The organism is Aquabacterium olei (assembly GCF_003100395.1).
Classification (GTDB): domain Bacteria; phylum Pseudomonadota; class Gammaproteobacteria; order Burkholderiales; family Burkholderiaceae_C; genus Aquabacterium; species Aquabacterium olei.
Genome location: NZ_CP029210.1, coordinates 490,455 through 515,981, shown reverse-complemented (window position 1 = coordinate 515,981; position 25,527 = coordinate 490,455). Strand labels below are relative to the sequence as shown.

The 25,527-nt window shown below is 67.4% G+C and carries 20 protein-coding genes and 1 other annotated feature; of the genes, 12 read left to right on the top strand and 8 right to left on the bottom strand.

Annotation, left to right across the window (positions count from 1 at the left end; all coding sequences use genetic code 11):
• Positions 1 to 47 precede the first annotated feature (47 nt).
• Positions 48 to 1,259 carry a homoserine O-succinyltransferase MetX gene (gene metX, locus DEH84_RS02285; protein ID WP_109034387.1) on the top strand — a complete coding sequence of 404 codons (1,212 nt, stop codon included), beginning with the start codon at positions 48 to 50 and terminating at the stop codon, positions 1,257 to 1,259.
• A 14-nt stretch (positions 1,260 to 1,273) separates the two neighbouring features.
• The gene (metW, locus tag DEH84_RS02280; RefSeq protein WP_109034385.1) at positions 1,274 to 1,858 is read left to right on the top strand and encodes a methionine biosynthesis protein MetW; all 585 of its coding nucleotides are present in this window, start codon (positions 1,274 to 1,276) and stop codon (positions 1,856 to 1,858) included.
• A 38-nt stretch (positions 1,859 to 1,896) separates the two neighbouring features.
• Here the strand turns inward: metW and DEH84_RS02275 are convergent, their stop codons facing one another.
• The 6 genes from DEH84_RS02275 to DEH84_RS02250 all read right to left on the bottom strand — a co-directional run bounded on the left by DEH84_RS02275 (position 1,897) and on the right by DEH84_RS02250 (position 11,911).
• Positions 1,897 to 2,952 (bottom strand): porin, encoded by a 1,056-nt coding sequence (locus DEH84_RS02275; RefSeq protein WP_109034383.1) that lies wholly within the window; start codon positions 2,950 to 2,952, stop codon positions 1,897 to 1,899.
• Positions 2,953 to 3,105: 153 nt separating this feature from the next.
• Entirely contained in the window at positions 3,106 to 4,206 is a 1,101-nt protein-coding gene (locus tag DEH84_RS02270; RefSeq protein WP_109034381.1) for a porin, read from the bottom strand.
• Positions 4,207 to 4,489: 283 nt separating this feature from the next.
• Positions 4,490 to 5,515: a porin gene (locus DEH84_RS02265; protein WP_109034379.1), complete on the bottom strand. Its 1,026-nt coding sequence runs from the start codon at positions 5,513 to 5,515 to the stop codon at positions 4,490 to 4,492.
• Between the two features lie 206 nt (positions 5,516 to 5,721).
• On the bottom strand, positions 5,722 to 7,596 hold the full coding sequence (gene recQ, locus DEH84_RS02260; RefSeq protein WP_179950605.1) for a DNA helicase RecQ: 1,875 nt from the start codon (positions 7,594 to 7,596) through the stop codon (positions 5,722 to 5,724).
• Positions 7,597 to 7,696: 100 nt separating this feature from the next.
• Entirely contained in the window at positions 7,697 to 10,510 is a 2,814-nt protein-coding gene (ppc, locus tag DEH84_RS02255) for a phosphoenolpyruvate carboxylase (protein WP_109034375.1), read from the bottom strand.
• Between the two features lie 189 nt (positions 10,511 to 10,699).
• On the bottom strand, positions 10,700 to 11,911 hold the full coding sequence (locus DEH84_RS02250; protein WP_109034372.1) for a maltoporin: 1,212 nt from the start codon (positions 11,909 to 11,911) through the stop codon (positions 10,700 to 10,702).
• Positions 11,912 to 12,131: 220 nt separating this feature from the next.
• Here DEH84_RS02250 and DEH84_RS02245 point away from each other — a divergent pair, with 220 nt between their 5' ends.
• From DEH84_RS02245 to DEH84_RS02210, 8 genes are all read left to right on the top strand, one after another.
• Complete coding sequence (locus DEH84_RS02245; RefSeq protein ID WP_109034369.1) at positions 12,132 to 12,524, top strand: SirB2 family protein; 393 nt, start codon at positions 12,132 to 12,134, stop codon at positions 12,522 to 12,524.
• A 124-nt stretch (positions 12,525 to 12,648) separates the two neighbouring features.
• The gene (locus DEH84_RS02240; protein WP_109038163.1) at positions 12,649 to 13,437 is read left to right on the top strand and encodes an SDR family NAD(P)-dependent oxidoreductase; all 789 of its coding nucleotides are present in this window, start codon (positions 12,649 to 12,651) and stop codon (positions 13,435 to 13,437) included.
• Positions 13,438 to 13,450: 13 nt separating this feature from the next.
• Positions 13,451 to 14,635 (top strand): thiolase family protein, encoded by a 1,185-nt coding sequence (locus DEH84_RS02235; RefSeq protein WP_109034367.1) that lies wholly within the window; start codon positions 13,451 to 13,453, stop codon positions 14,633 to 14,635.
• Positions 14,636 to 14,710: 75 nt separating this feature from the next.
• Positions 14,711 to 16,333, top strand: a complete 1,623-nt coding sequence (locus DEH84_RS02230; RefSeq protein ID WP_109034364.1) for a carboxyl transferase domain-containing protein — start codon at positions 14,711 to 14,713, stop codon at positions 16,331 to 16,333.
• A gap of 65 nt (positions 16,334 to 16,398) precedes the next feature.
• Positions 16,399 to 17,241 (top strand): enoyl-CoA hydratase-related protein, encoded by an 843-nt coding sequence (locus DEH84_RS02225; RefSeq protein WP_109038162.1) that lies wholly within the window; start codon positions 16,399 to 16,401, stop codon positions 17,239 to 17,241.
• Positions 17,242 to 17,260: 19 nt separating this feature from the next.
• The gene (locus DEH84_RS02220; RefSeq protein WP_109034362.1) at positions 17,261 to 19,414 is read left to right on the top strand and encodes an acetyl/propionyl/methylcrotonyl-CoA carboxylase subunit alpha; all 2,154 of its coding nucleotides are present in this window, start codon (positions 17,261 to 17,263) and stop codon (positions 19,412 to 19,414) included.
• Positions 19,415 to 19,416: 2 nt separating this feature from the next.
• On the top strand, positions 19,417 to 20,328 hold the full coding sequence (locus tag DEH84_RS02215) for a hydroxymethylglutaryl-CoA lyase (RefSeq protein ID WP_109034359.1): 912 nt from the start codon (positions 19,417 to 19,419) through the stop codon (positions 20,326 to 20,328).
• 69 nt (positions 20,329 to 20,397) lie between these two features.
• Complete coding sequence (locus DEH84_RS02210; protein ID WP_109034357.1) at positions 20,398 to 21,588, top strand: isovaleryl-CoA dehydrogenase; 1,191 nt, start codon at positions 20,398 to 20,400, stop codon at positions 21,586 to 21,588.
• Positions 21,589 to 21,592: 4 nt separating this feature from the next.
• On the opposite strand, the gene DEH84_RS02205 is transcribed toward DEH84_RS02210, so the two are convergent.
• The gene (locus DEH84_RS02205; RefSeq protein WP_109034354.1) at positions 21,593 to 22,363 is read right to left on the bottom strand and encodes a class II glutamine amidotransferase; all 771 of its coding nucleotides are present in this window, start codon (positions 22,361 to 22,363) and stop codon (positions 21,593 to 21,595) included.
• A 192-nt stretch (positions 22,364 to 22,555) separates the two neighbouring features.
• Between DEH84_RS02205 and ssb the strand changes: the two genes are divergently transcribed.
• Positions 22,556 to 23,089 carry a single-stranded DNA-binding protein gene (gene ssb / locus DEH84_RS02200; RefSeq protein WP_109034352.1) on the top strand — a complete coding sequence of 178 codons (534 nt, stop codon included), beginning with the start codon at positions 22,556 to 22,558 and terminating at the stop codon, positions 23,087 to 23,089.
• A 395-nt stretch (positions 23,090 to 23,484) separates the two neighbouring features.
• On the top strand, positions 23,485 to 24,312 hold the full coding sequence (locus DEH84_RS02195) for a DUF2813 domain-containing protein (protein ID WP_218929748.1): 828 nt from the start codon (positions 23,485 to 23,487) through the stop codon (positions 24,310 to 24,312).
• On the opposite strand, the gene DEH84_RS02190 is transcribed toward DEH84_RS02195, so the two are convergent.
• A protein-coding gene (locus tag DEH84_RS02190; RefSeq protein WP_109034349.1) for an IS3 family transposase occupies positions 24,291 to 25,516 on the bottom strand; the annotation gives its coding sequence in 2 pieces (ribosomal slippage) (positions 24,291 to 25,231 and positions 25,231 to 25,516; 1,227 coding nt in all). The two genes, DEH84_RS02195 and DEH84_RS02190, sit on opposite strands and share 22 nt — an antisense overlap.
• Positions 25,125 to 25,241 (bottom strand) — a sequence feature (AL1L pseudoknot). (Overlaps the previous gene by 117 nt.)
• Positions 25,517 to 25,527: the final 11 nt, after the last annotated feature.

The window sequence follows — 25,527 nt, the reverse complement described above, 5'->3', positions numbered from 1 at the left end:
GCTTTAATGCGAGGCCGGTTTTTTGTTGTCATCACCGTCGTAGCGTTATGTCCTCCCTCGGGGTCGTCACCCCTGCTTCCATGCACTTCGGCACGCCGCTGCCGCTGCAAAGCGGTGCCGTGCTGCGCGACTACACCCTGGTCTACGAGACCTATGGGCGCCTCAACGCCGACCGCAGCAACGCGGTGCTGGTGTGCCATGCGCTCAATGCCTCGCACCACGTCGCTGGCGTCCACGCCGACGAACAGGGTCGTCCCATCCCCAAGAGCGAAGGCTGGTGGGACAACCTGATCGGGCCTGGCAAGCCGCTGGACACCGACAAGTTCTTCGTCATCGGCATCAACAACCCCGGCTCGTGCTTTGGCTCGACCGGCCCGATGCACACCAACCCGGACACTGGCAAGCTCTACGGCGCCGACTTCCCCGTGGTGACGGTGGAGGATTGGGTGAACGCCCAGGCCCGCGTGCTCGACCGGCTGGGCATCGACAAGCTGGCCGCCGTGCTGGGTGGCAGCCTGGGCGGCATGCAGGCGCTGAGCTGGACGCTGCAGCACCCCGAGCGGGTGGCGCACTGTGTGGCGGTGGCCACCGCGCCGAACCTGTCGGCGCAGAACATCGCCTTCAACGAGGTGGCGCGCCGGGCCATCGTGACCGACCCCGACTTCCACCACGGTCACTTCTACGAGCACGGTGTGGTGCCCCGCCGCGGCCTGCGCGTGGCCCGCATGATCGGCCACATCACCTACCTGTCGGACGACGTGATGGAGTCGAAGTTTGGCCGGGAGCTGGTGGGCCGCGAACTGGGTGACGCGCCGCGCTACAGCACGCAGGACATCGAGTTCCAGGTCGAAAGCTATTTGCGCTACCAGGGCGACAAGTTCAGCGACTACTTCGACGCCAACACCTACCTGCTGATCACCCGTGCGCTGGATTACTTTGACCCGGCACGGCATCACGGTGGCGACCTGAGCGCCACGATGGCGAAGGCGCTGGCCAAGTTCCTCGTGGTGAGCTTCACCACCGACTGGCGCTTCTCGCCGGCCCGCTCGCGCGAGATCGTCAAGGCCCTGGTCGACAACCGCCACGATGTGAGCTACGCGGAGATCGACGCACCGCACGGCCACGATGCCTTCCTGCTGGACGACCCGCGCTACCACGGCGTGGTGCGCGCCTACTTCGAGCGCATCGCGCTGGAGCTCGAGCGCCAGAGCACACCGCTGAACAGCGCACAGGGGCAGCCCGTGCGCATGGCCGTCTGAGAGGAGGCACGACGATGATCGAACGCGACCTCCATCACGTGATTGCCGAGCTGGTGCCGCCCGGCTCGCGCGTGCTTGACCTGGGCTGCGGCAACGGCGCCCTGCTGGCCCACCTGCGCGACACCCGCCAGTGCACCGGCTACGGCATCGAGATCGACGACGCCAAGGTGCTGGAATGCGTGCGCCGTGGCGTCAACGTCATCCAGCGCAACCTGGAAGAAGGACTGAGCCTGTTTGAGGACAACAGCTTCGACGTGGTGCTGCAGCTCGACACCCTCCAGCACCTGCGCAACACCGAAGCCATGCTGCGCGAGACCGCGCGCGTGGGCCGCATCGGGCTGGTCAGCTTCCCGAACTTCGCGCACTGGCCGCACCGCCTGAGCGTGCTGCGCGGCCGCATGCCGGTGACGCGCGCCCTGCCCTACCAGTGGTACGACACGCCCAACATCCGCGTCTCGACCTTTGCCGACTTCGAGGTGCTGGCCCGCAAGAACGGGCTGCGCATCCTCGAGTCCTTCGGGCTGCAGGCCGGCAGGACCGTGAGCACCTGGCCCAACCTGCTGGCCAGCACCGCCGTCTTCAAGTTCGAGCGGGGCTGAGCCGACCGCGCCCCGGCAGCGGTGCCGGGGCATGCGAATCAGAAGGCGTGGCGCAGACCGACCACGTAGCTGTGGCCCTTGTTGAAGCCCGCCAGCTTCTCGTTGTCGAGCATGTAGGCCACATAGGTGTCCGTGCGCTTCGACAGGTTGTGGTTGTAGGCCAGCGTGAAGATCCCGTGCGTGGTGCGGGGCGTGGTGCCCCCCTCGACCGGCTTTTCCTTGCTCTGTCCATACGACGCCAGCACCTTGCCTGCGGTCGTCACCGGCACGCTGGCGCCCAGTTGCCACAGCGTCGTGGCGATGCGCGCGCCGTTGCTGAAGCCGCTGTTCTCGATCTGGCCATACTGCGCGAAGAACTTCGCAAACCCCGCGTCATACGAGGCGCCGGCCATGCCGAAGGTCTGCGTCTGGCCTTCCGCAAAAGCCGCCTTGGGTGCCTGCGCAGAGCGCACGGTCTGCCAGGCCCCGCCCACCGAGAATGGCCCCGACGCATAGCGGGCCAGCACCGCGTAGCTGCTGCGCTGGCTCTTGTCGGTGGTCTCGCCCGCCTGGGCCGAGACGGTTGCGCTGAAGCCCGAAAGGTTGGGCGTGCTGTAGCTGACGGCGTTGCTCCAGCCCGAATCGCCCTTGTCGTTGCCCCATGAGCCATCGAAGGTGAGCCGCACCGCGGGGGAGAGGCCGAAGGCCCCACCGAACGGGTTGTAGGAGATGACGTTCAGGTACAGCAGGTCGATCTGCCGGCCCACCGTGACCGTGCCGAAGCCGCCCTGCACATAGAGGTTGGCTGCGCGCGACCAGAACGGGTCGGACGAGCCGAAGCGCCCGGACGCCCCGGTGTCGGGGCGCAGAAAGCTCTCGAGCACGAAGCCGGCCTTGAGCCCGCCGCCGAGGTCTTCAACGCCCTTGAATCCGATGAAGCTCGTGGTCATCTGGTTGCCATCCACCTTGGTGGCGCGGACGTCGGTCTTCGCGCTGGGCTCGAACGAGCCGACCGCGAGGTCGATGACGCCGTAGACATTCACTGAGGACTGCGCCGAGGCGGCGGTGCCCAGCGCCATCAGGGCGAGGGGGGCGATGTACTTCTGAAGGGACATGGACTGGTGACTCCGTATCGGGGTGGATGCCGTTCACCGTCTTGGTGAACTGTATACAGATTTGCAGGAACCATGCCGCACCGAAAACGAACAAGGCGCCCCGGAGGGCGCCTTGTGTGGGGGATCAGGTCAGCTCAGGCGAGCTGCGCCGGATCAGAAGTTGTGGCGGATGCCAACGGCGAGCGACTGGCCCGACTGGAGTGCGGTCTGACGCACGTTCGAGAACACGCCGTACACGTCGGTGCGCTTTGACAGGGTGTAGTCGTAGCCCAGGGAGAAGACTTCGTTCTTGGTGGTGACGCCGGCGTCGGTGTCCTTGTTCTTCAGTTGGCCGAACGAGGCCAGGACAGCCGCCTTGTCGGTCACGGGCACCGACACGCCAAGCTGATAAATCTTGTCCTTGTTGTTTGGACGGGCTCCGACAGCACCGGCCGTGCTCGCGTCTTCCTTGATCGAGGTGTACTGACCAAACAGCTTCGCCACACCCAGATCGTACGAAGCACCCAGGTTCCAGAGCTTTTCGTCCGAGGTGTATGCGCCACCGTTGGCGATGACCGTACCAGCGGCGTTGCTGATGCCACCCTTCACATAAGTCAAGGTGGCGGCAAACGGGCCGGCAGCGTAGGTGGCAGCGGCGGTGTAGCTGTTCTTCAGCTGTGCGCCCTTGCCTTCCTTCAGGGCCACTTGGCCGACGAAGCTCAGGCCCGAGAAGTTCGGTGATTCATAGGTGATCGAGTTCACCCAGCCGGTGTCGAAGCCGACGCCTGCACTCGGGATGTTCGTCTGAAGGCTCGTACCGAGATAGTTGAAATGACGCATCGTCGGGGAGAAGCTCATCGACGAACCGAAGGGGTTGTAGGTGTAGCCCGAGGTGAACAGCGGGTTGTCGTACTGGCCCAGCGCCACCTTGCCGAAGCCGCCGCTCAGGGCGATGTTCGAGGCACGGCCCCAGAAGTTGCCAGCGTTGTTGTTCAGCGTCTGGCCGGTGTCGACAGCGATGAAGCTTTCCAGCGTGAACTCGGCCTTCAGACCGCCACCCAGGTCTTCGACGCCGGCAAAGCCGATGAAGGAAGTCGTCATCGCGCCGCTGCGGACTTCGGTCGTGCGGGTCGACTCACCCTTTTCGTGGGCGCCTTCAAACGAACCCAGGCCCATGTCGACCAGGCCATACACCTTCAGGCTGGACTGAGCTTGGGCAGCGCCGGCGGCAGCAGCCAGGGCGGCCAGGGCCACCAGGGTCTTCTTTGCAAACATCAATTTCTCCTAACTGTGGGAAGGGGATGGGGCCGGGTTACACCGGTTGACAAGTCAACCGAAGAACCCTTGAAAGTCATTGTGGGAGTGAACTTTTTCACTGCCAAGCAAAAAGCAAGAACTGGGCCAAAGCGAGCGCACAAAGCCTCCTTTGCGTTGCCAGGACACGACAAAATGACTTCTCGATGAAGGAAACCGGACAGACATCCGCGGTGCGCACAAAAAAAGCGCCCCCGCAGGGGCGCTTTCAGGTTTGGGCGAGTCCAGCCGAGGCTGGCGTCGATCAGAAGGCGTGGCGCAGGCCGACGGCGACCACCGTGGCCTTGACGGAATCGACGTCGTCGTTCAGCAGACCTTCATCCTTGATGTAGGTGAGGCCGGCGTACACGCCCGTGCGCTTGCTCAGCGAGTGGTTGTAGGCCAGCGAGAACTGACGAGCCTTTACGTCTTCCACCTTGGTCTGGCCGTACGAAGCGTGCACCGAGCCAGCTTGCGAGACCGGCACCACAGCGCCCAGCTGGAAGAACTTGGCCTTGAAATCGCCGTCCACCTTGGAATCGAACTTGTCCTGACCGTATTGTGCGAAGGCCTTCACGACGCCGAAGTCGTACGAACCGCCCAGCAGGAACGCGCGCTGACGCTCTTCCGAAGCGACGGCGGTGGTGCTGCGCACGTCGCCGTAGACAGCCGACACAGCCAGCGGGCCAGCGCCATAGTTAGCGGCCACGGCGGTGGCACCACCGTTGTAGTTGGCGGCATCACCGCGGCCGCCTTCCTTGGCGCTGTGCTGAGCCGACACGGTCAGGCCGCTGAGGTTGGGCGAGACGTAGCCCACGGTGTTCTGCCAGCTGCCACCCAGACCCGTCAGGCCGGTGAACAGGTTGACCGTCGTCGACAGCGCCGGCGACACGCCGAACGGGTTGTAGGCGTTGCCAACGGTCTTGAACAGGCTTTCCTGGTTACCCAGGGCCACGGTACCGAAGTCACCGGCGACGCCGACGTAGGCGTTCTTGCCCCAGAAGTTCGACGTGCCAGCCGAACCGGTGTCGACGTCGATGAAGCTCTCCAGCTTGAACACGGCCTTCAGGCCGCCGCCCAGGTCTTCCTGGCCCTTCAGGCCGAAGAAGCTTTCGGTCAGGCCAGAGGATTCGATGGCGGTCGTGGACTCGCTCGAGCCTGCCACCTTGGTCTTGCTGTAGACGCCGGCGACGTCCACGTTACCGTACAGGGTCACGCTCGACTGAGCGTGGGCAGACACAGCCAGAGCAGCCAGAGCAGCAACAGCGATCAGATTCTTCTTGACGAACATTTGATTCTCCTTAGCTTAACGGACATCAGCCAGCGCTTGGTGCGCCAAGCACCATGGTGGGGCGCGCGCTGAAACCGACGATTGATTCTGCACACCAAAGGCGTGCGCTGGCGAGTGACAGGCGTATGAATTCGACGCGTCCTAGCCTTAAGGGGGAGTGATCCGTAGTTTTTCGTTGCCCCCGCGATACAAAACAGTCGTTTTACTTAGGAATTCAGGACAATCAGGATCTGGTCGCCGTACGCTTCCAGCTTCTTGGCGCCCACACCGCTGATGGTGGCCAGCTCGCCCAGCGTCTGCGGGGCCACACGCGCCATGTCGGCCAGCGTCGCGTCGTTGAAGACGATGTAGGCCGGCAGGTTGTGCTCTCTGGCCACGCCGCCCCGCCAGGCCTTGAGCGCGTTGAAGCGCTCCAGGGCGTCGCCGCTCAGGTCGGCGGCGGCCGCGGGCTTGCCGCCGACCCGGGTGGTCTTGCTGCGGCGCGGCGCATCGGCGGCCTCGCGCAACGTCAGTTGCACGTCACCCTTGAGCACAGCCCGGGCCGATGCGGTCAGGGCCAGCGTGTTGAACTCGCCTTCGGCCACCACGTGGCCCAGCGCCACCAGCTGGCGCAACACGGCGCGCCACTGGTTTTCGCTGAGATCGGCGCCCACGCCATAGGTGCTCAGCGACTCGTGGCCATACTGGCGCACCTTGTCGGTCTGCTTGCCGCGCAGGACGTCGATCAGGTGGCCGGCGCCGAAGCGCTGCTGGCCGTGCTGCCAGAAGCGGTAGATGCAGCTGAGCATCTTGCGCGCGGCCTCGGTGCCGTCCCAGGTGGCCGGGGGGCGCAGGCAGTTGTCGCAGTTGCCGCAGGGCGCGCTGTCTTCGCCGAAGTAGCTCAGCAGGCGCACGCGGCGGCAGTCGTGGGCCTCGGCCAGCGCCAGCAGCGCGTCGAGCTTGCCGCGCTGGATGCGCTTGAACTCGTCGGTGGCCGGGCTTTCGTCGATCATGCGGCGCTGGTTGACCACGTCGGCCAGGCCATAGGTCAGCCAGGCATCGGCCTCGCCGCCGTCTCGTCCAGCCCGGCCCGTCTCCTGGTAATAGCCTTCGATGTTCTTGGGCAGGTCCAGGTGGGCCACGAAACGCACGTCGGGCTTGTCGATGCCCATGCCGAACGCCACGGTGGCGACCATGACCAGGCCTTCTTCGCGCAGGAAGCGGTCCTGGTGGCGTTGGCGCACGCCCGCGTCCAGGCCAGCGTGATAGGGCAAGGCCGGCACACCCTGGTCCGACAACCAGGTGGCGGTTTCCTCGACCTTGCGACGGCTCTGGCAGTACACGATGCCGGCATCACCCGGGTGTTCGTCGCGGATGAAGCGCAGCAGTTGCTGGCGCGGGTTGTCCTTCTCGACCAGCGTGTAGCGGATGTTGGGCCGGTCGAAGCTGCTGATGAAGACGCGGGCGTCCTGCAACTGCAGGCGCTCGATCATGTCGGCGCGGGTCTGGTCGTCGGCCGTGGCGGTCAGCGCGAGGCGCGGCACATCGGGGAAGCGCTCGTGCAGCACTGAAAGCTGCAGGTAGTCTTCGCGGAAATCGTGGCCCCACTGGCTCACACAGTGAGCTTCGTCAATGGCAAACAGGCTGAGCAGGCCGCGTTCGTGCAGGCTGGCCAGCTGGGCCTGGAAGCGCAGGTTGGTGACGCGCTCCGGGGCCGCGTAGAGCATCACCAGCCGGCCCGACATCATCTCGCGCTCGATCCGCTGGGTGTCTTCCAGACTGAGGGTGCTGTTGAGGAAGGCGGCGTGCACACCGACCTCTTCGAGCGCGCCGACCTGGTCGTGCATCAGCGCGATCAGCGGCGACACCACCACCGTGACCCCCCGCCCCTGGCGGTGCCGGGCAATGGCAGGCACCTGGTAGCACAGGCTCTTGCCACCGCCGGTGGGCATCAGCACCAGGGCATCCCGCCCTTCGGTGACGTGTTCGACGATCGCCGCCTGCTGGCCGCGGAAGGCGCTGTAGCCGAACACCTCGTGGAGGATGTCCAGCGGGAGCGCGCTGCCGGCACGGGCCGGGGCGGCAGAGGTGTCGTCGGTCAAGGAAAAGGGGTGGGCGGGCACGGGCCGTATTGTGGGCCCTGCGCCCGCCCGGCTGGCACCCCGCGAAGGGCGCCCTCCTGCGGCGGAGGGGGAAACCCGTTCAGCCGCTGTTGCGCAGCCCCTGGGCCAGGCCGTTGATGGTGAGGTGGATGCCGCGCTGCACGCGCTCGTCCGGCTCCTCGTTGCGCTGCTGGCGCTCGCGGAAGCTCTGCAGCAGCGTCACCTGCAGGTGGTTCAGCGGATCGAGGTAGGGGTGGCGGTCGGCAATGTGGCGCTGCAGTTCCGGGTGGCGCTCCAGCAGCGCGGTCTGCCCGGTGACCGCCAGCAGGTGACGCACCGTGCGGTCGTGCTCGGCCTGGATGCGGCCGAAGATGGCTTCGCTCAAGGCCTTGTCGCTGACCAGCCCGGCGTAGCGTGAGGCAATGGCCAGGTCGGACTTGGCCAGCACCATGTCCATGTTGGACAGCAGGCTCGACAGGTAGGGCCAGTTGGCGTGCATGGCCTGCAGGCGCTGCTGGCCGGCTTCACCGTGCTTCTGCACATAGGCCTCGACCGCGCTGCCGAAGCCGTACCAGCCGGGCAGCATGATGCGGCACTGGGCCCAGCTGAACACCCAGGGGATGGCGCGGAGGTCGTCGATCGAGGTCGACTTCTTGCGCGAAGCCGGGCGGCTGCCGATGTTGAGGTGGGCGATCTCGGCGATGACGGTCGATTCCCAGAAGAACTGCTCGAAGCCCGGGGTCTCGTAGACGAGGTGGCGGTAGGCCGCGAACGCGGTGGCCGAGAGTTCCTCCATCACGTCGAGGTACTCGGGCGGGACGTCCTTGTTGGGCGGCAGCAGGCTGGCAGTCAGCGTGGCGGCCACGAGCACTTCGAGGTTGCGGCGGCCGGTTTCGGGCTGGCCGTACTTGGCGGCAATCACCTCGCCCTGTTCGGTCAGGCGGACCTGGCCCTGCACGGCGCCCGGCGGCTGCGCGAGGATGGCCTGGTAGCTGGGGCCGCCGCCGCGGCCGACGGAGCCCCCGCGGCCATGGAAGAGGCGCAGGCGCACACCGTGGCGCGCAAAGACCTCGACCAGGCCGATCTCGGCCTTGTAGAGCTCCCAGCCGGAGGTGAGGAAACCGCCGTCCTTGTTCGAATCGGAGTAGCCGAGCATGACTTCCTGCACGTCGCCACGGCTCTGGAGCAGCGCGCGGTACAGGGGCTGCGACAGCAGCGCGTCCATGATGGCCGGGGCGGCGCGCAGGTCGCCGATGGTCTCGAACAGCGGGACGATGTTGACGGCGAGCGTGGGCGCATCGGCGCCGCGGGCGGGCTTGAGCAGGCCGCACTCCTTGAGCAGCACGGCCACTTCCAGCAGGTCGGACACGCTGGCGGTCTTGCTGATGATGCACTGCGCGATCGACTGGCTGCCGTAGCGCTGGTGCGCCAGCTGGGCCTGCTGGAAGATGGCGATTTCGCCCCGGCTCAGCTCGCTGTAGTCGATGTGGGGCGAGTACAGCGGGCGGGCGGTCTGCAGCTCGTCGAGCAGGCGCGCCACGCGCTGCTCTTCCGGCAGCGCAAGGTACTGCGAGCCCGGCTCGGCGGCTTCGAGCAGGTCGGCAATGACCTGCTCGTGCACGTCGGCGTTCTGGCGCAGGTCGAGCGGGGCGAGGCTGAAGCCGAAGACCTGCACGGCGCGGCGCAGCTGGCGCAGGCGCCCGCGGGTCAGCGACACGGAGCCGTTGGCCTTGAGCGAGCGGTGGATGACGTTGAGGTCGGCGAGCAGTTCGGCGGCGGTCTCGTAGGCCGGCGCTTCGCCCAGGGCCGGACGCGCCGGCTTGCGGCCGACCAGCTGCTGGTAGGTGGCGGCCAGGCGGGCGTACAGGCCGCTGATGGCGCGGCGGTACGGCTCGTCCTGACGGTGCTGGGACTGGTCGGGCGAGCGGGCGGCCAGGTTCAGCAGCGCCTCGGACGGGTTGGCCAGCAGCGCCGAGATCGACAGCTCGAGCCCGAGGTTGTTGAGCTCGGCCAGGTAGTGGCGCAGCACGCACTCGGCCTGCATGCGCAGGGCCGAGTCGAGCACCTGCGCGGTGACGAAGGGGTTGCCGTCGCGGTCACCGCCAATCCAGCTGGCCACATGCAGGAAGTTGGGCAGTTCGAGCTCGTCGGCCTGCGGCGCGCGGGCCTGCTTGAGGTCGGCGCGCAGGCGGTCTTCGAGGTGGCTGTACAGGCGCGGCACTTCGCGCAAGAAGGTGCGCTCGTGGGTTTCCAGGCTGTTGGCGACTTCGTCCAGCACCGACAGCTTGGTCGGGCGCAGCAGGCGGGTCTGCCACAGCGTCAGCACGATGCGGCGCAGTTCTTCTTCGGATTCGGCGCGCTCTTCGGGCGTCTGTGGGGTGAGGTCGCGCTCGCGCAGCAGGCGCGCGAGCTGCATCTGCTCGTGCAGGATGCTGTGGCGGCGGACTTCGGTGGGGTGGGCCGTCAGCACTGGCGCAATCTGCGCGTGGCCGATGAGGTCGAGCACCTGCTGGGCGTCGAGCCCCTTGGCGGCAAAGCGGCCCAGCGCGTGTTCGAGCGTGCCCTCGGTGGCGGCGTGGCCAGTCAGGGCCGCCTGCCGCTGGGTGCGGATCTGGTGCTGGTCTTCCGCGATGTTGGCCAGCAACGAAAAGTAGCTGAACGAGCGGATGACCTGCAGCATCTGCTCGCGCGAGAGGCTGTCGAGCGTGGCTTCGAGCGCCTGGCGCGCGGCCTGGTCGTCGGCGCGGCGAAAGCGCACCGAGTGGCGGCGGATCTGGTCGACGAGCTCGTAGGTGGCTTCGCCGTGCTGCTCGCGCACGGTGTCACCCAGGACGCGGCCCAGCAGGCGGATGTCTTCCCTCAGGGGGTGGTGAGGGTCTTGGGAAGGGGCGGATTCGTGGTCGGTCGGATGCATGTGCCGGGTCTCTTGTGAAGGCGGGGACATGGAAAACAGGGGTTGTGCGCGCAGCGCCCCGACATGTTATGCGGCGTGATGCAGCAAGCCGCGGGCCCTCCATAAAAAAAGCCCCCGCGCGCGCCTGCAGCGTGCACGGGGGCAGGCCGGGGCCCCATCCACCCATCACGGCAGGGCCCCGGTTCAGGCTCAGAACCACAGTTCGGCTTGCACGCCAACCAGGGTGGCGGAGTTCTTGGACTTGTCGGTCAGGCCGGCCGGGGTCGAGCCGGCAATGCTGTAGGCCGCGTCGTTCCAGGTGATGTGGGTGGCGTAGAAGCGCAGTTCCGGGCGCGACCAGAAATCACCGTTGAGCGCCAGCGTGGGTGCAAACGTGATCTTGTTCAGGCGGCCCGTGCCGGCCACACCATCCTGCTTGGCCGAGGTCACGCCGATTTCGGTCAGCAGCTTGAAGTTCTGCGTGACGGCGTAGGACACGCGGCCGCCCAGCGAGGTGCGGGTCACTTCGGTTTCGGCATTGCTCAGGTCGGCGTAGCTCTTGGCGCGTTCCCACACCGCCTGGGCCTGGCCGCCCCACGGGCCGGACTGCCATTGGATCGAATCAACGGCACGCAGGCCCTTGTTCTTGGTGGCGGAGAAGCCACCGGTCAGCGCGGCGTGGCCGTTCGCGGCCTGCAGCCACACGGTGTTCGTGAGCCCCTTCATGCCGAAGTTGGCCTGATCGTGCTTGACCGACAACGAGAAGCCGCTGCTGCCGTTGATGTAATCGCCATTGACCAGCGACACCACCGCGCGCAGCTTGCCGTCGGCGCTGGTCTTGATGTCGTAGAGGTCGGCCGTCACGCGGGCGGCGGTGGCCTTGGTGCCGTTCTTGGTGGTGAACTCGTCGCTCGAATAGGCGTGCACGCCCAGCTTGGCGCCGCCCACGGCGATGTCATAGGCACCCGCGCCCACGTCGTTGCCGTAGTTGATGTAGAACGTGTCGACGATGTGCACGTCGGCGCGCTGGTAGCGCTTGCCGCCCCAGAACTTGACGTTGGGCGCAAAGTCCATGCCGGCCACCTCGATGAAGGCCTGCTTGGTCTCGTAGTTGTTCTCCGAGGTCGGGTTCGGCTTGGCCGAGAACAGCGCCGGCATCCAGCCCAGCTTCACGGTCTGGTTGCCCACCTTCTGCTCGTGTGACAGCAGGAACTCGCCATAGAAGTCGCCTTCGTTGCCGAGACGGTACATCTGACCGGCGCCGCCCAGGCTGTACTTGCCATAGGTCTGCGTGGTGCCCGAGGACTCGGCGCCCGACAGGACAGGGCCGGCGCGCAGGTAACCGTTGAATTCGAATGCCATGGCCTGCCCGGCCAGGGCGGTTGCGGCGGCGACGAGGGTCAGGCGAATGCCTTTGTTCATGGTGTGCTCCTCGGCAGGTCGGTCTGTTGGACGACCCGGTTGGTGGTGATACGTCAGGACAATGAAGAGGACCGTCTGCCAGAGCCAGGGAGGCTTGACGCGGGCATCTCCACACCCGCTGCGGTCTTCTTAACAAAATCTTAATTAATTAAAGATTAATAAACGTCCGGAAGAACCCTAGGTCGGCGTCACCCGGGCGCAACGCTCACAATCGGGCCACATGGACTACCTGACGATCAAGACCCTTCACCACGCCGCCGTGGCGCTGTCGGCCACCGGCTTCATCGCCCGCGGTGCGGGCATGCTGATGGGCGCGGCCTGGGTGCGCCAGAAGCCGGCGCGCATCCTTCCCCACATCGTGGACACGGCACTGCTCGCCACGGGCATCACGCTCGCGGTGATGCTGCGGCTGGACCCGGTGCAGACGCCCTGGCTGGGCGCCAAGCTGCTCGGCTTGCTGGGCTACATCGGCCTGGGCATGGTGGCACTGCGTCCCGGGCGTCCGCAAGCGGTGCGGGCTGGCGCCTGGGTGGCGGCGCTGCTTGTGCTCGGCTGGATGGTGTCGGTCGCGATCACCAAACACCCGGGCGGCTGGCTGAGCGCGCTGGCCTGAACCCCGGCGGAGATCCCCGCGGGGCCCTGCCTGCGATGCCCTCAGGGTCGGGCGGGTGCCGATGGCGGTGGCCGGGGCGCGGTGCTACAACAAGGCATCGATGGTCGATGCCTTGGGGGTCTGCATGCAGCTTCAGGACAGCGTGGTGCTCATCACGGGTGGCAGCTCGGGCCTGGGCGCGGCCGCGGCCCGCATGGCGTGGCAGGCCGGCGCCCGGGTAGTGCTGGCTGACAAGGCCGAGCCGCCTGCGTCTCATCCTCTGAAGGCGCTGGATCCGGTGTGCGAACGCTGGCACTGGCAGGCCACGGACGTCGCCGATGCAGTGTCCGGGTCGGCCGCCGTGGACGCGGTCCAAGATCGCTTCGGCCGGCTGGACGTGCTGGTCAGCGCGGCCGGTCTGGCGTGCGCCGAGCGGGTGCATGGCCGCGATGGCCCGCATCGCCTGGAGACCTTTCAGCGCATGCTGCAGGTCAATCTGCTGGGCAGCTTCAACATGATGCGGCTGGCAGTGCCCGCAATGCTGAACGCCCCACCGCGTCCGGCACAGGCCGGCTCCGACAGCCGGGGGCTCGTCGTCTTCACCGCGTCGATTGCGGCATTCGACGGGCAGGTCGGACAGGTTGCCTATGCCGCATCGAAAGGGGGCGTGGCCGCGATGACCCTGCCCGCGGCCCGCGACCTGGCGCGTGACCACATCCGCGTGATGACCGTGGCACCGGGCGTGTTCGACACCCCCATGCTCCGCGGCTTGCCCGACGAAGCCCGCGTCAGCCTGGAGGCCACCGTGCCCCACCCCGCGCGCCTGGGCCTGCCCGACGAGTACGCCGCGCTGGTGCGCCACATCGTCGAGAACGACTACCTCAATGGCGAGGTCATCCGGCTGGATGGCGCGCTGCGCATGGGCCCGCGTTGACTAGGAGGCTGGCATGCAGGACGACATCGTGATCCTCGCCGCACGGCGCACCCCGATCGGCGCGCTGATGGGGCGCCTGGCCGAGGTGTCGGCACCGCAACTCGGTGCCTCGGCCATCCGCGCGGCGCTGGACGACAGTCGGGCGCCGGCCGAGGCCGTCGACGAGGTGCTGATGGGTTGCTGCCTGATGGCGGGCCTCGGGCAGGCGCCGGCACGGCAGGCGCTGCTGGGTGCGGGACTGCCCGCCTCGGTGCCGGCCACCACGCTGACCAAGATGTGCGGCTCGGGCATGAAGGCCGTGATGCTGGCCCACGACGCCCTGTGTGCAGGCAACGGCACGCTGTACGTGGCGGGCGGCATGGAGTCGATGAGCCGTGCGCCGCACCTGTTGCCCGCGGCGCGCCGGGGCCAGCGCCTCGGGCATGGGGCCACGCTCGACCACATGCTGCGCGATGGCCTGGAAGACGCCTACGACGGCCAGTTGATGGGGGTGCACGCCGAACGCATGGCGCGCGAAGCCGGCCTCACCCGTGACGACCTCGATGCGGTGGCCTTGCGCTCGGTGCGGCTCGCCCGCGATGCCGTGCAACGCGGCCTGTTCGCCGACGAGATCGTGCCCGTGTTGTTGCCCGGCAGCTCGACCACCGACCTGGCCTTGCAGGAGGACGAAACCCCCGCCACCTGCCAGCCCGAGAAGGTGCCACGCCTGCGCCCGGCGTTTGCGCCGGACGGCGTGATCACGGCGGCCAGCTCGGCTTCGATCTCGGATGGCGCCGCGGCACTGGTGCTGTCGACCGCCAGCCGTGCTGCGGCCGAGGGCTGGCCCATGATGGCGCGCATCGTGGCCCACGCCACCGTGGCGGGCGAACCCGGCCGTTTTGCGGAAGCGCCAGTGCACGCCATTCGCAAGGTGCTGCAACGCGCAGACTGGCAGGTCAGCGACGTCGATCTGTTCGAGGTCAACGAGGCCTTTGCCGTGGTGCCGCTGCTGGTACAGCGCGCCTTCGGCATCCCGGAAGAACACCTCAATGTGCGAGGCAGTGCCTGTGCGCTCGGCCATCCGATCGGCGCGACGGGGGCCCGCATCCTGGTGACGCTGCTGCATGCCTTGCGGCAGCGGGACCAGCGACGCGGCGTGGCCTCGCTGTGCATCGGCGGCGGTGAAGCCACGGCCATGGCGATCGAGCGGCTGGACTGAGCCCGGCGCATCAGGGAAAGACAGGAGCCCACAACCCGCGCACCTCGGCATGATGGTCTGCAAAGGGACCGTGCCATGCCTGTGCTCGACACGCAGCTCAATCCGCGATCGGAAGGTTTCAAGGTCAACGCCCGGGCCATGCAGGCGCTGGTGGATGACCTGGACGCTCACCTGGCGCGCGTGGCGCAAGGCGGCGGTGCCGAGGCCCGCGCCAGGCACCTGGCACGCGGCAAGCTGCTGCCGCGCGACCGCATTGGGCAACTGCTTGATGGCAACGCGCCGTTTCTTGAGGTCGCCCCTCTGGCCGCGCTGGGCGTGTACGACGGCGCGGCGCCTGGCGCCGGGGTGGTGGCCGGCATCGGTCGCATCCATGGCGTGGAATGCATGGTGGTGGCCAACGACGCCACGGTGAAGGGCGGCACGTACTTTCCGCTGACGGTGAAGAAACACCTGCGCGCGCAGGAGATCGCCGAAGCCAACCGCTTGCCGTGCGTGTATCTGGTCGACTCGGGCGGCGCGCACCTGCCCCACCAGGACGAGGTCTTCCCCGACCGCGACCACTTCGGCCGCATCTTCTACAACCAGGCCCGCATGAGCGCAGCCGGCATCCCGCAGATCGCCGTGGTGATGGGGTCGTGCACCGCAGGTGGTGCCTATGTACCTGCCATGTGTGACGAGACCATCATCGTGCGCGAGCAGGGCACCATCTTCCTGGGCGGGCCGCCTCTGGTGCGTGCCGCCACCGGCGAGGTCGTGACCGCCGAAGAACTGGGCGGCGGCGATGTGCACACACGGCTGTCCGGCGTGGCCGACCACCTGGCTGACGACGACCGCCACGCCCTGTTGCTGGCACGCCAGTGCGTGGCGCGACTCAACCATCGCAAACAGCCGGACCTGGTCTTGCGGCCGCCTCGCCCCCCGCGACACGACCCCACCGAGCTGATGGGCCTGATCCCGCTGGACGAACAGGGGCAAACGGCCCGCCAGGCCTTCGAGGTGCGCGAGCTGATCGCCCGGCTGGTGGACGACTCCGAATTCGACGAGTTCAAGGCCCGCTACGGCAGCACCCTGGTCACGGGCTTTGCACACATCGAAGGCATGCCGGTCGGCATCCTGGCCAACCAGGGCATCCTGTTTGCCGAAAGCGCACAGAAGGGCGCGCACTTCATCGAAGTGTGCTGCCAGCGCCGCATTCCGCTGGTCTTTCTGCAGAACATCACCGGCTTCATGGTGGGCCGCCAGTACGAGCACCAGGGCATTGCCCGGGCTGGTGCCAAGCTGGTCACGGCCGTGGCCTGTGCCGAGGTGCCGAAGTTCACGGTGGTGATCGGCGGCTCGTTCGGCGCGGGCAACTACGGCATGTGCGGCCGCGCCTACAACCCGCGCTTTCTGTGGATGTGGCCCAACGCCCGCATCAGCGTGATGGGCGGCGAGCAGGCCGCCAGCGTGCTGGCCACGGTGCGCCGCGATGCGCTTCAGGCTCAAGGCATGAACTGGTCAGAAGACGAGGAGGCCGCGTTCAAGGTCCCCATCCGTGCGCAGTACGAAACCCAGGGCCACCCTTACCACGCCGCCGCCCGACTGTGGGACGACGGCATCATCCGCCCGACCGACACCCGGCGCGTTCTGGCCCTGGGCCTGAGCGCCAGCCTCAACGCGCCGATTCCGGAAACCCGGTTCGGCGTGTTCCGCATGTGAGGCACGTCGTGAACAGCCGACCAGACCGCCCCACCCCGGACGCCGCCCAGGCGCCCCCCGCGCCACTGTCGCTGACCTGGCCGGATCCGACCGAGCCCGGCGTGGCACGGGTCCGCCTGCAGCGCCCTGCCCCACACAACGCGCTCGACCCGGCACTGATCACGGCCCTCACCAACGCCTTTCGCGAGCTTGCCGGCGCACCACACGTGCGCGTGGTGATCCTCGAAGCCGACGGGCCGAGTTTCTGTGCGGGCGCGGACCTGCGCCACATGCGCACCGCGGCCGAGCAGGACTGGGCGGCCAACCATGCCGACGCCGAGGCACTGGCCGCGATGTTCCACGCGGTGGCCAGCTGCCCGGTGCCGGTCATCGCCAGCGTGCAAGGCGCTTGTTACGGCGGGGGCGTGGGTCTGGTGGCGTGCGCCGACATCGCCGTGGGCGTGACGTCGGCCACATTCCGGCTGTCGGAAGCGGCCCTCGGCCTGATCCCGGCCACCATCAGCCCGTATGTCGTCCGGGCGGTGGGCGAGCGCACCGCACGGCGCTGGTTCATGACGGCGGAGACCTTCGAGGCCCACACGGCACAAGCTCACGGACTGATCCATGAGACTCAACCCGACCTGAACGCGCTGGAGGCCAGCGTGAACCGGCTGGCCCAGGCCATCGCGCGCAACAGCCCGCAGGCAGTGCGAGCCTGCAAGCGCCTCGTCGACGAGGTGGCAGGCCGCCCCATCGACGCCCCGCTGCGCGACCTGACTGCCCGCCGCATTGCCGACGCCCGCGCCAGCGCCGAAGGTCGCGAGGGGGTCCAGGCGTTTCTGCAGCGCCGACCGCCGAACTGGCTGGAAGCCGACCGCCTGCACCGCCGCTCGCTGCGCGACGACGGCGCTGACGAGCTCAACGACTGAGCCAGGAGAAAGGCTCGCCATGTTCCGCACCATCCTGATCGCCAACCGTGGAGAGATCGCGTGCCGCATCGCAGCGAGCGCGCGGCGGATGGGCGTGCGCACGATGGCCGTCTTCACACCCGATGAAGCCCATGCACGCCATGTGCACGCCGCCGATGAGGCCTGGCCCCTGCCCTGCGCCGATGCCAGCCAGCCCCGTGCCGCCTGGCTGGACGGTGCGGCCTTGATCGACATCGCTCGCCGCAGTGGCGCCGAGGCCATCCACCCGGGCTACGGCTTCCTCAGCGAGAACGCGGCGTTCGCCCAGGCTTGCCGGGATGCCGGGGTGGTGTTCATCGGCCCGCCGGCCGAGGCCATTGCCGCGATGGGCAGCAAGGCCGCCGCCAAATCCCTGATGACCGAGGCCGGCGTGCCACTGGTACCCGGCTACCACGGCGAAACACAGGACCTGGCCACGCTGGCTGCCGAAGCCGAGCGCATCGGCTACCCCGTGCTGATCAAGGCCACGGCCGGCGGTGGTGGGCGCGGCATGCGGGCCGTGCACCAGGCCACCGACTTCGCGGCGGCCCTGGCCTCGTGTCAGCGTGAGGCCCAAGCCAGCTTCGGCGATGCGCGCGTGCTGATCGAGCGCCTGGTGGAACGCCCTCGCCACATCGAGGTGCAGGTCTTCGGCGACACGCAAGGCCACTACGTCCACCTCTTCGAACGCGACTGCTCCATCCAGCGCCGCCACCAGAAGGTGCTGGAAGAAGCCCCCGCCCCCGGCCTGCCCGCCGCCGTGCGAGCCCGCATGGGTCAGGCGGCCATCGCCGCGGCGCGCAGCGTCGGCTATGTGGGTGCGGGCACGGTCGAGTTCATCTGCGAAGCCGACGTGGCCGACACGGGCCGTTTCTGGTTCATGGAGATGAACACGCGCCTGCAGGTCGAGCACCCGGTCACCGAAGCCATCACCGGGCTCGACCTGGTCGAATGGCAACTGCGCGTCGCCGCGGGCGAGCCCCTGCCCTTGCGCCAGGAACAGATCACGCTGCGGGGCCATGCCATCGAAGCGCGGTTGTGCGCAGAGCAACCCGAGCAGGGCTTCCTGCCGGCCACCGGCCCGGTCACCGTGTGGCGCCCCCCGTCGCATGCGGCCTTCCAGATCGCGCCGGTGCGGCTGGACAGCGGCATCGGCGAAGGCGATGCGATCGGTCCGCATTACGACGCCATGCTGGCCAAGCTGATTGTGTGGGGCGAAGACCGGGCCACCGCGCTGCGGCGCCTGCAGCAGGCGCTGGACCACCTGCATGTGGCCGGGCTGCCGCACAACCTGGCCTTTCTGCGGCGGCTGGCCCGACACCCGCGTTGGTTGCAGGCCGAACTGGACACCGGGCTGATCGCCACCGAAGCCGATGCGCTGCTGCACCCAGATCCCGTCAGCGATCTGTGGGTGGCCGCGGCCTGGGTGGCAGGGCAAGAGCCCGGCGCGCATGCCCCGGGGGGGGAAGCGCCTTCGCCGCAGGCTGCGGGGGCAACGGGGGCTGCCGGCGGAATCCTGCCCGATGACACCGGCACGCTGAGGGCAAGTTGGCGCGACCCATGGTCGGCCACCGACGCCTGGCAACTGACTGGCGCCCGCACCACGCGCCACACACTGCAAAGCGGTGATCGGTTGGTCGAGCTGACGTGGACGCGCCGCGGTGGCGCACACGCGCTCCAGGTCGGCAACGCCCACGCGCAGCTCGTCCTGCACCGCCATGGCGACACACAGGTCAGCGTCACGCTCGTCCCGCTGGATCGGGCCGGCCACACCGACAGCACCGCCCCCGCAACTCCACCTCACGTCTCGGCCGGCACGCATCGCCTGCACCTGTACGCGCGGGGTGACGCCTGGCACGCCTTCTGCGCCGAATGGCCCCAAGCGCACCCGTTGACCGTGCGCGAGCGCCCACCTCAGGCATCCCGGAATCAGGACGCCGGCCACGCGCGACTCACCGCCCCCATGCCGGGCCGCGTGGTGGCCCTGCTGGTGGAAGCCGGGCAACACGTGAAGGCCGGCACGCCGCTGGCCGTCACGGAAGCGATGAAAATGGAGCACACCCTCTGCGCGCCGCGCGATGGCACCGTGGCCGAGCTGCGCTGTGCCGTGGGCGACCAGGTCGCAGAGGGCGATGAACTCCTGCGTCTGGATTGAACATGCTGCCCACCCACGTCACCCTCGTCGATGTCGGCCCGCGAGATGGCCTGCAGAACGAGGCCGCCCCGGTTTCTGCCGTCACCAAGACCGAACTGGTTCATCGCCTGCAGGCCGCCGGACTGCGCCAGATCGAAGCCACCAGCTTCGTCAGCCCCAAGTGGGTGCCGCAGATGGCCGATGCCACCGAGGTCATGGCCGGCATCCAGCGCCAGCCCGGGGTGCGCTACAGCGTGCTCACGCCCAACATGAAGGGCTTCGAAGGCGCGCTGGCCGCCGGCGCCGATGAAGTCGTGGTGTTTGCCGCCGCCAGCGAGGCCTTCAGCCAGCGCAACATCAACTGCAGCATCACCGAATCCATCGCGCGCTTCCAGCCCGTGGTGGCCGCCGCCCATGCCCATGGCATGCGGGTGCGTGCGGCGGTGTCGTGTGCGCTGGGCTGCCCCTACCAGGGCGAGGTCCCGGTCGATGACGTGGACGACGTGGTCGACCGCCTGCTCGGCATCGGCTGCGACCACATCGGCATCGCCGACACCATCGGCGTGGGCACGGCCGGCCAGGTGCAGCGCGTGATGGAGCGGGCCCTGCAACGCGTGCCGGTGGCCGAGCTCAGCGGCCATTTTCACGACACCTACGGCCAAGCCCTCACCAACATCCACGCCTGCCTGCAGCTGGGCGTCCACACCTTCGACACCAGCGTGGCCGGCCTCGGCGGCTGCCCCTACGCCAAGGGCGCCACCGGCAACGTCGCCACCGAAGACGTGGTCTACCTGCTGCACGGCCTGGGCATCGCCACCGGCATCGACCTGGACGCCCTGGTGGACACCGCCGATTTCATTTCCCGCGCGCTGGACCGCAAGCCGGTCTCGCGCGTGGCCAACGCGCTGCTGGCCACGCGACCCCCAGCCGGCTGAAACAGGCTCATGTATTGAGCCTGTCCGCCGCCATGGTTGCCGCCCGCCGTGACAACACGAGGAGACACCATGGACCTGCCCGGACTGCAACACCACCTCGGTGACGAGATCGACGCGCTGCGCGACGCCGTGCAGGCCTTCTCCCAGCGCGAGATCGCGCCGCACGCCGCCCGCATCGACCGCGACGACGCCTTCCCGGTCGACCTGTGGCCGCGGCTCGGCGAACTCGGCGTGCTCGGCCCCACGGTCAGCGAAGCGTACGGCGGCGCCGGGCTCGGGTATCTGGCCCACCTCGTCATCATGGAAGAGATCAGCCGCGCCTCGGCCTCGGTGGCGCTGAGCTACGGCGCACACAGCAACCTGTGCGTCAACCAGATCCACCGCCACGGCACCGAGGCGCAACAGCGCCGCTACCTGCCGCCGCTCATCAGCGGCCAGCACATCGGCGCGCTGGCCATGAGCGAGCCCGAGGCCGGCTCCGATGTGGTCAGCATGCGGCTGAAGGCCACGCCGCACCGCCGCGACGGCGTCGACGGCTTTCTGCTCGACGGCAGCAAGATGTGGATCACCAACGGCCCTGTGGCCGACACGCTGGTGGTCTACGCCAAGACCGACATGGACGCCGGCCCGCGCGGCATCACCGCCTTTCTGATCGAGCAAGGCACGCCGGGTTTCCGCGTGGCGCAGCGGCTCGACAAGCTCGGCATGCGCGGCTCACCCACGGGCGAGCTGGTGTTCGAGCAGGCCTTCGTGCCTCGCGAGCAGGTGCTGGGCGAGATGGGCGGCGGCGTGAAGGTGCTGATGAGCGGCCTCGACACCGAACGCGCCGTGCTGTCGGGCGGGCCCATCGGCATCATGCAGGCCGCGCTCGACAACGTGCTGCCGTATGTGCACGACCGCCACCAGTTCGGCCAGCCCATCGGCCAGTTCCAGCTGGTGCAGGCCAAGGTGGCCGACATGTACACCGCGCTGCAGGCCGCACGTTGTCTGGCCTACACCGTGGCGCGCAACCTCGATGCCGCCGGCCCGGGCGGGGCACGTCACCTGCGCAAGGACTGCGCCGCGCTCATCCTGTGGACGGCCGAGCAGGCCACGCGCGTGGCGGGTGACGGCATCCAGCTGCTCGGCGGCAACGGCTACATCCACGACTACCCGATGGGCCGGCTGTGGCGCGATGCCAAGCTCTACGAGATCGGCGCGGGCACGTCCGAGATCCGGCGCACGCTGATCGGGCGGGAGCTGTTCGACGCTACCGCCTGACCACTCAGCCGACGGCTGAGACCCCGATGGGCTCACCGCCCACAAAGGCCAGCAACTCACCGGGCTGCATGGTCACCCACGGCTCGTTCGTGGTCAGTGGTTGGGTGGCGATCACGGCCACGCGGTCGCCGGGCTCCGTGTGCTCGGCGAAATTCAGCGCCATGTCCTGGTCCTGCAGTTGCGCCAGGCCGAACGGATGGCGGCGCACCAGGTAGTGCAGGTGCGTGGCGCAGTGCGTCCACAGCGCATCGCCCTGGCTCAGCATGAAGTTGAAGGTGCCGTGGCGCGCAATCTGCGGCACCAGTTCCTTCAGCGTCAACGTGAGCTCGGCCACGGGTGGCATCGAAGCGTGGCTCTTGGCCAGCTCCTGCATCAGCCAGCAGAAGGCGCGCTCGCTGTCGGTGTCGCCCACCGGCTGGAAGCTGCCGTGCAGCCGCGGGTGGTAGTCGACCAGGTTGCCGTTGTGCGCAAACACCCAGTGCCGGCCCCACAGTTCGCGCATGAAGGGGTGGCAGTTTTCCAGCGCCACCACGCCCTGCGTCGCCTTGCGGATGTGGGCGATGGCATGCCGGCTCTTGATGGGATAGTGCTTGATCAGGTCGGCCACGGGCGACACACGGGCCGCCTGGTGATCGACGAACAGGCGCACGCCCCGCCCTTCGTAAAAGGCGATGCCGAAGCCATCCCCGTGCTCCGTGGAGCGGGTGGCAAAACCGGAAAAACTGAAAACGATGTCGGTGGGCGTGTTGCAGTTCATGCCCAGCAGCTGGCACATGGGGCGGCTCCTGCGAAGAAGCGGCCGGCAGGCGACCGCCGGAGAAGTGTAAGTCGCGCCGACGCCCTCCCCACACCGGGTGACCCCAGCGGGGGATGCCGGGGGGATGTGCGGGGCGCAGGGGCCGGCGATAATGCGCAGGCTTAACAAACGGCACCCTTTTTAACCAACCATCTCTCTGCAGGAGCGGCCATGGCCTCCATCAACAAAGTCATCCTCATCGGCAACCTGGGTCGCGACCCCGAAGTGCGTTACACCCCCAACGGCGCTGCGGTGTGCAACGTCTCGGTGGCCACCACGCGCAACTGGAAGGACAAGAATTCCGGTGACAAGGTGGAGGAAACGGAATGGCACCGCGTCGTGTTCTATGACCGCCTGGCCGAGATCGCCGGCGAGTACCTGAAGAAGGGCCGCCCCGTGTACGTGGAAGGCCGCCTGAAGACCCGCAAGTGGCAGGACAAGGACGGCAAGGACAACTACACGACCGAGATCGTTGCCGAACAGATGCAACTGCTCGGCGGCCGTGAGGGCGGCAGTGGCGGTGGCTATGGCGGCGGCGCCCAGGGCAGCGGCTACGGCGGCGGTCAGGGTGGCGGCGACGAGTTCGAGCAGGCCCCCCCGGCCCGTCCGGCTGCGCGCCCGGCACCGGCCCCCCGTCCGGCACCCGCACCGGCCCCCAAGTCGTCGACTGGGTTTGACGACATGGATGACGACATTCCGTTCTAGGATTTACCTTTGCCAAGATGGTAAACAAGAGGCCCTAAGTGCTTGTCACTTGGGGCTTTTTTCTTGTTGACGTGGTTCTTGGGGCTTGGGGTGTTCTCCGGGCTACAAGCTACTATTCAAGACATGTAAATAACTCTTCCTGCACAGCTCCGACATGACATCGTCTCGGGGGCCAAAGCGGCAGAGTCGGATGGATCCGCCTCAGTCTAGTTGCAAGCTTTGAGGGCCACGTAGCAGGTCGACCGCTCTTGGCCAGCAGCACCAATTCGATGACAGCGCTGTCAGCTGGCTTTGGTTAGCCTGAGCTTAGATTGTGACGATCAGGGCACCTAGCGGACAGAGCCTGCGGTCCGAAGCATTCATAAGCGAAGGGGAGAAAAGTGCGAATAGCTAACTTGAGAATCGAGAACTTTCGGGGCGTAAGAAGTGGCTTCGTGCAATTCGGCAGACATCCCGTTCTTGTCGGGGACAACAATACTGGCAAGACGACTCTGATCGAAGCTCTGACTCTCGTGCTTGGCAGAGATCGTCTGGTTCGCGAACTAACGGAGCATGACTTCTTCGGCTCCAATCCGCAGCCGGCCGATAGGATCAAAGTCGTCGCGACGGTCACTGATTTTCCTGGGGACGACCCGGAACAGAGCAGCCAGTGGTTTCGGGATGAACGGGCGGTCGTCAAATGGCTTGACGAGGCAACAGGCCATGTGCATCCGGCGCGCAACAACCCTTCGTGGAAGCTGTGCTGTCAACTCGGCGTTCAAGCGCGCTTTGACCACGACAGCTTGGCTGTCGAAACAGTGCGCTACTTCCACGACCACGATGATCCCATCGATCCCTTCGCCGACGAGGCACCAGCCCCTGTTCCGGGCAAGCTCATCCAGGAACTGAGCTTTTATCTCGTGCGCGCGAGCAGGACATGGGACAAAGTGTTTTCGTGGGGGAACGAACTTTTCAAGCGCACCGTGCTGGCGGCCGCGGCCCAGCCTTCAGGTGCGCTGCTCGCGGAGCGCGATCGCCTGCGGGCACCTGCCCAGCCGATCGATGCTGACCCCGGCATTCAACCTCTGATTGAAAATCTGAATAGCGAGCTTGCGCGCGCGTTCCCGAACGCTCCGAAGGTTCAGTTAAGGCTCACCAGCACGGACAGTAGGTCGGTGATGGATGAACCGCCCCGGCTTCTGCGGAGGCCAGTTGCTTTGAGTCAGACGTTGATCGCGGCCTGACTAGCGCGTTGGGAATGGTATCGGTCTTCGAACTCGGCAGGTGGCCTGTAGCCCAGGGGTGCCATCAGCCGATGGTGGTTGAACCAGGCGACCCATTCCAGCGTCGCCAGCTCGACCGCCTGCTTCGTCTTCCACGGCCCGCGGCGGTGAATCACCTCGGCCTTGTAGAGCCCGTTGATCGTCTCGGCCAGCGCGTTGTCGTAACTGTCACCGCGGCTGCCGACGGAGGGTTCGATGCCAGCCTCGGCCAAGCGCTCGCTGTAGCGAATCGACAGGTATTGCGACCCCCTGTCGGAATGACAGATGAGCCCGTCCTTCTCGGTCGGCCGCCGGGCGTACAACGCTTGTTCCAGAGCGTCGAGGACGAACTCCGTGTGCATCGAGCTGCTCTGGCGCCAACCGACGATCCGACGGCTGAACACGTCGATCACGAAGGCCACGTAGACCCAGCCTTGCCACGTCGAGACGTAGGTGAAGTCGGTGACCCACAGCTGGTTCGGATGGTCGGCCTTGAACTGCCGATTCACACGATCCAACGGGCATGGCGCCTTCGGGTCAGGCACCGTCGTGCGCTGTCGCTTGCCTCGGCGAACTCCCTGCAGGCCGTGCTGGCGCATCAAGCGCTCCACGGTGCAGCGCGCGATGTCGATGCCTTCTCGACGCAGTTGGTGCCAGACCTTGTCGGCACCGTAGACCCCGAAGTTCGCCTGCCACACGCGACGAATCTGCGGCGCCAGTTCAGCGTCGCGCAAGCTGCGTCGGCACAGCAGCGCCGGGTCGCGTTGACAGGCCGCGTGCCGCCAGTACGCCGACGGGGCGATCTGCAGCACGCGGCAGATCGACTCGACCCCGAATTCTTGGCGATGCCGGTCGACGAACGCCTTCAGGACTTGATGCGGCGGTCGAGCTCCGCCTGGGCGAAAAACGCGCTGGCCAGCTTCAGAATCTCGTTGGCCTTGCGCAGTTCGCGCACCTCGCGCTCGAGATCTTTGATGCGCTGCGCTTCCGCCGTCGTCGGCCCACCGCGCAGGCCGTGGTCGCGCTCGTGCTGCTTGATCCAATTGTCCAGCGTCTGCGCCGTGCAACCGATCTTGCCGGCGATGGACTCGATGGCCGCCCACTGTGACGGGTGCTCATCTCGGTGCTCCAGCACCATGCGCACCGCGCGCTCGCGAACCTCGGGGGAATACTTCGAACTTCTCATCTTGGCTCCAT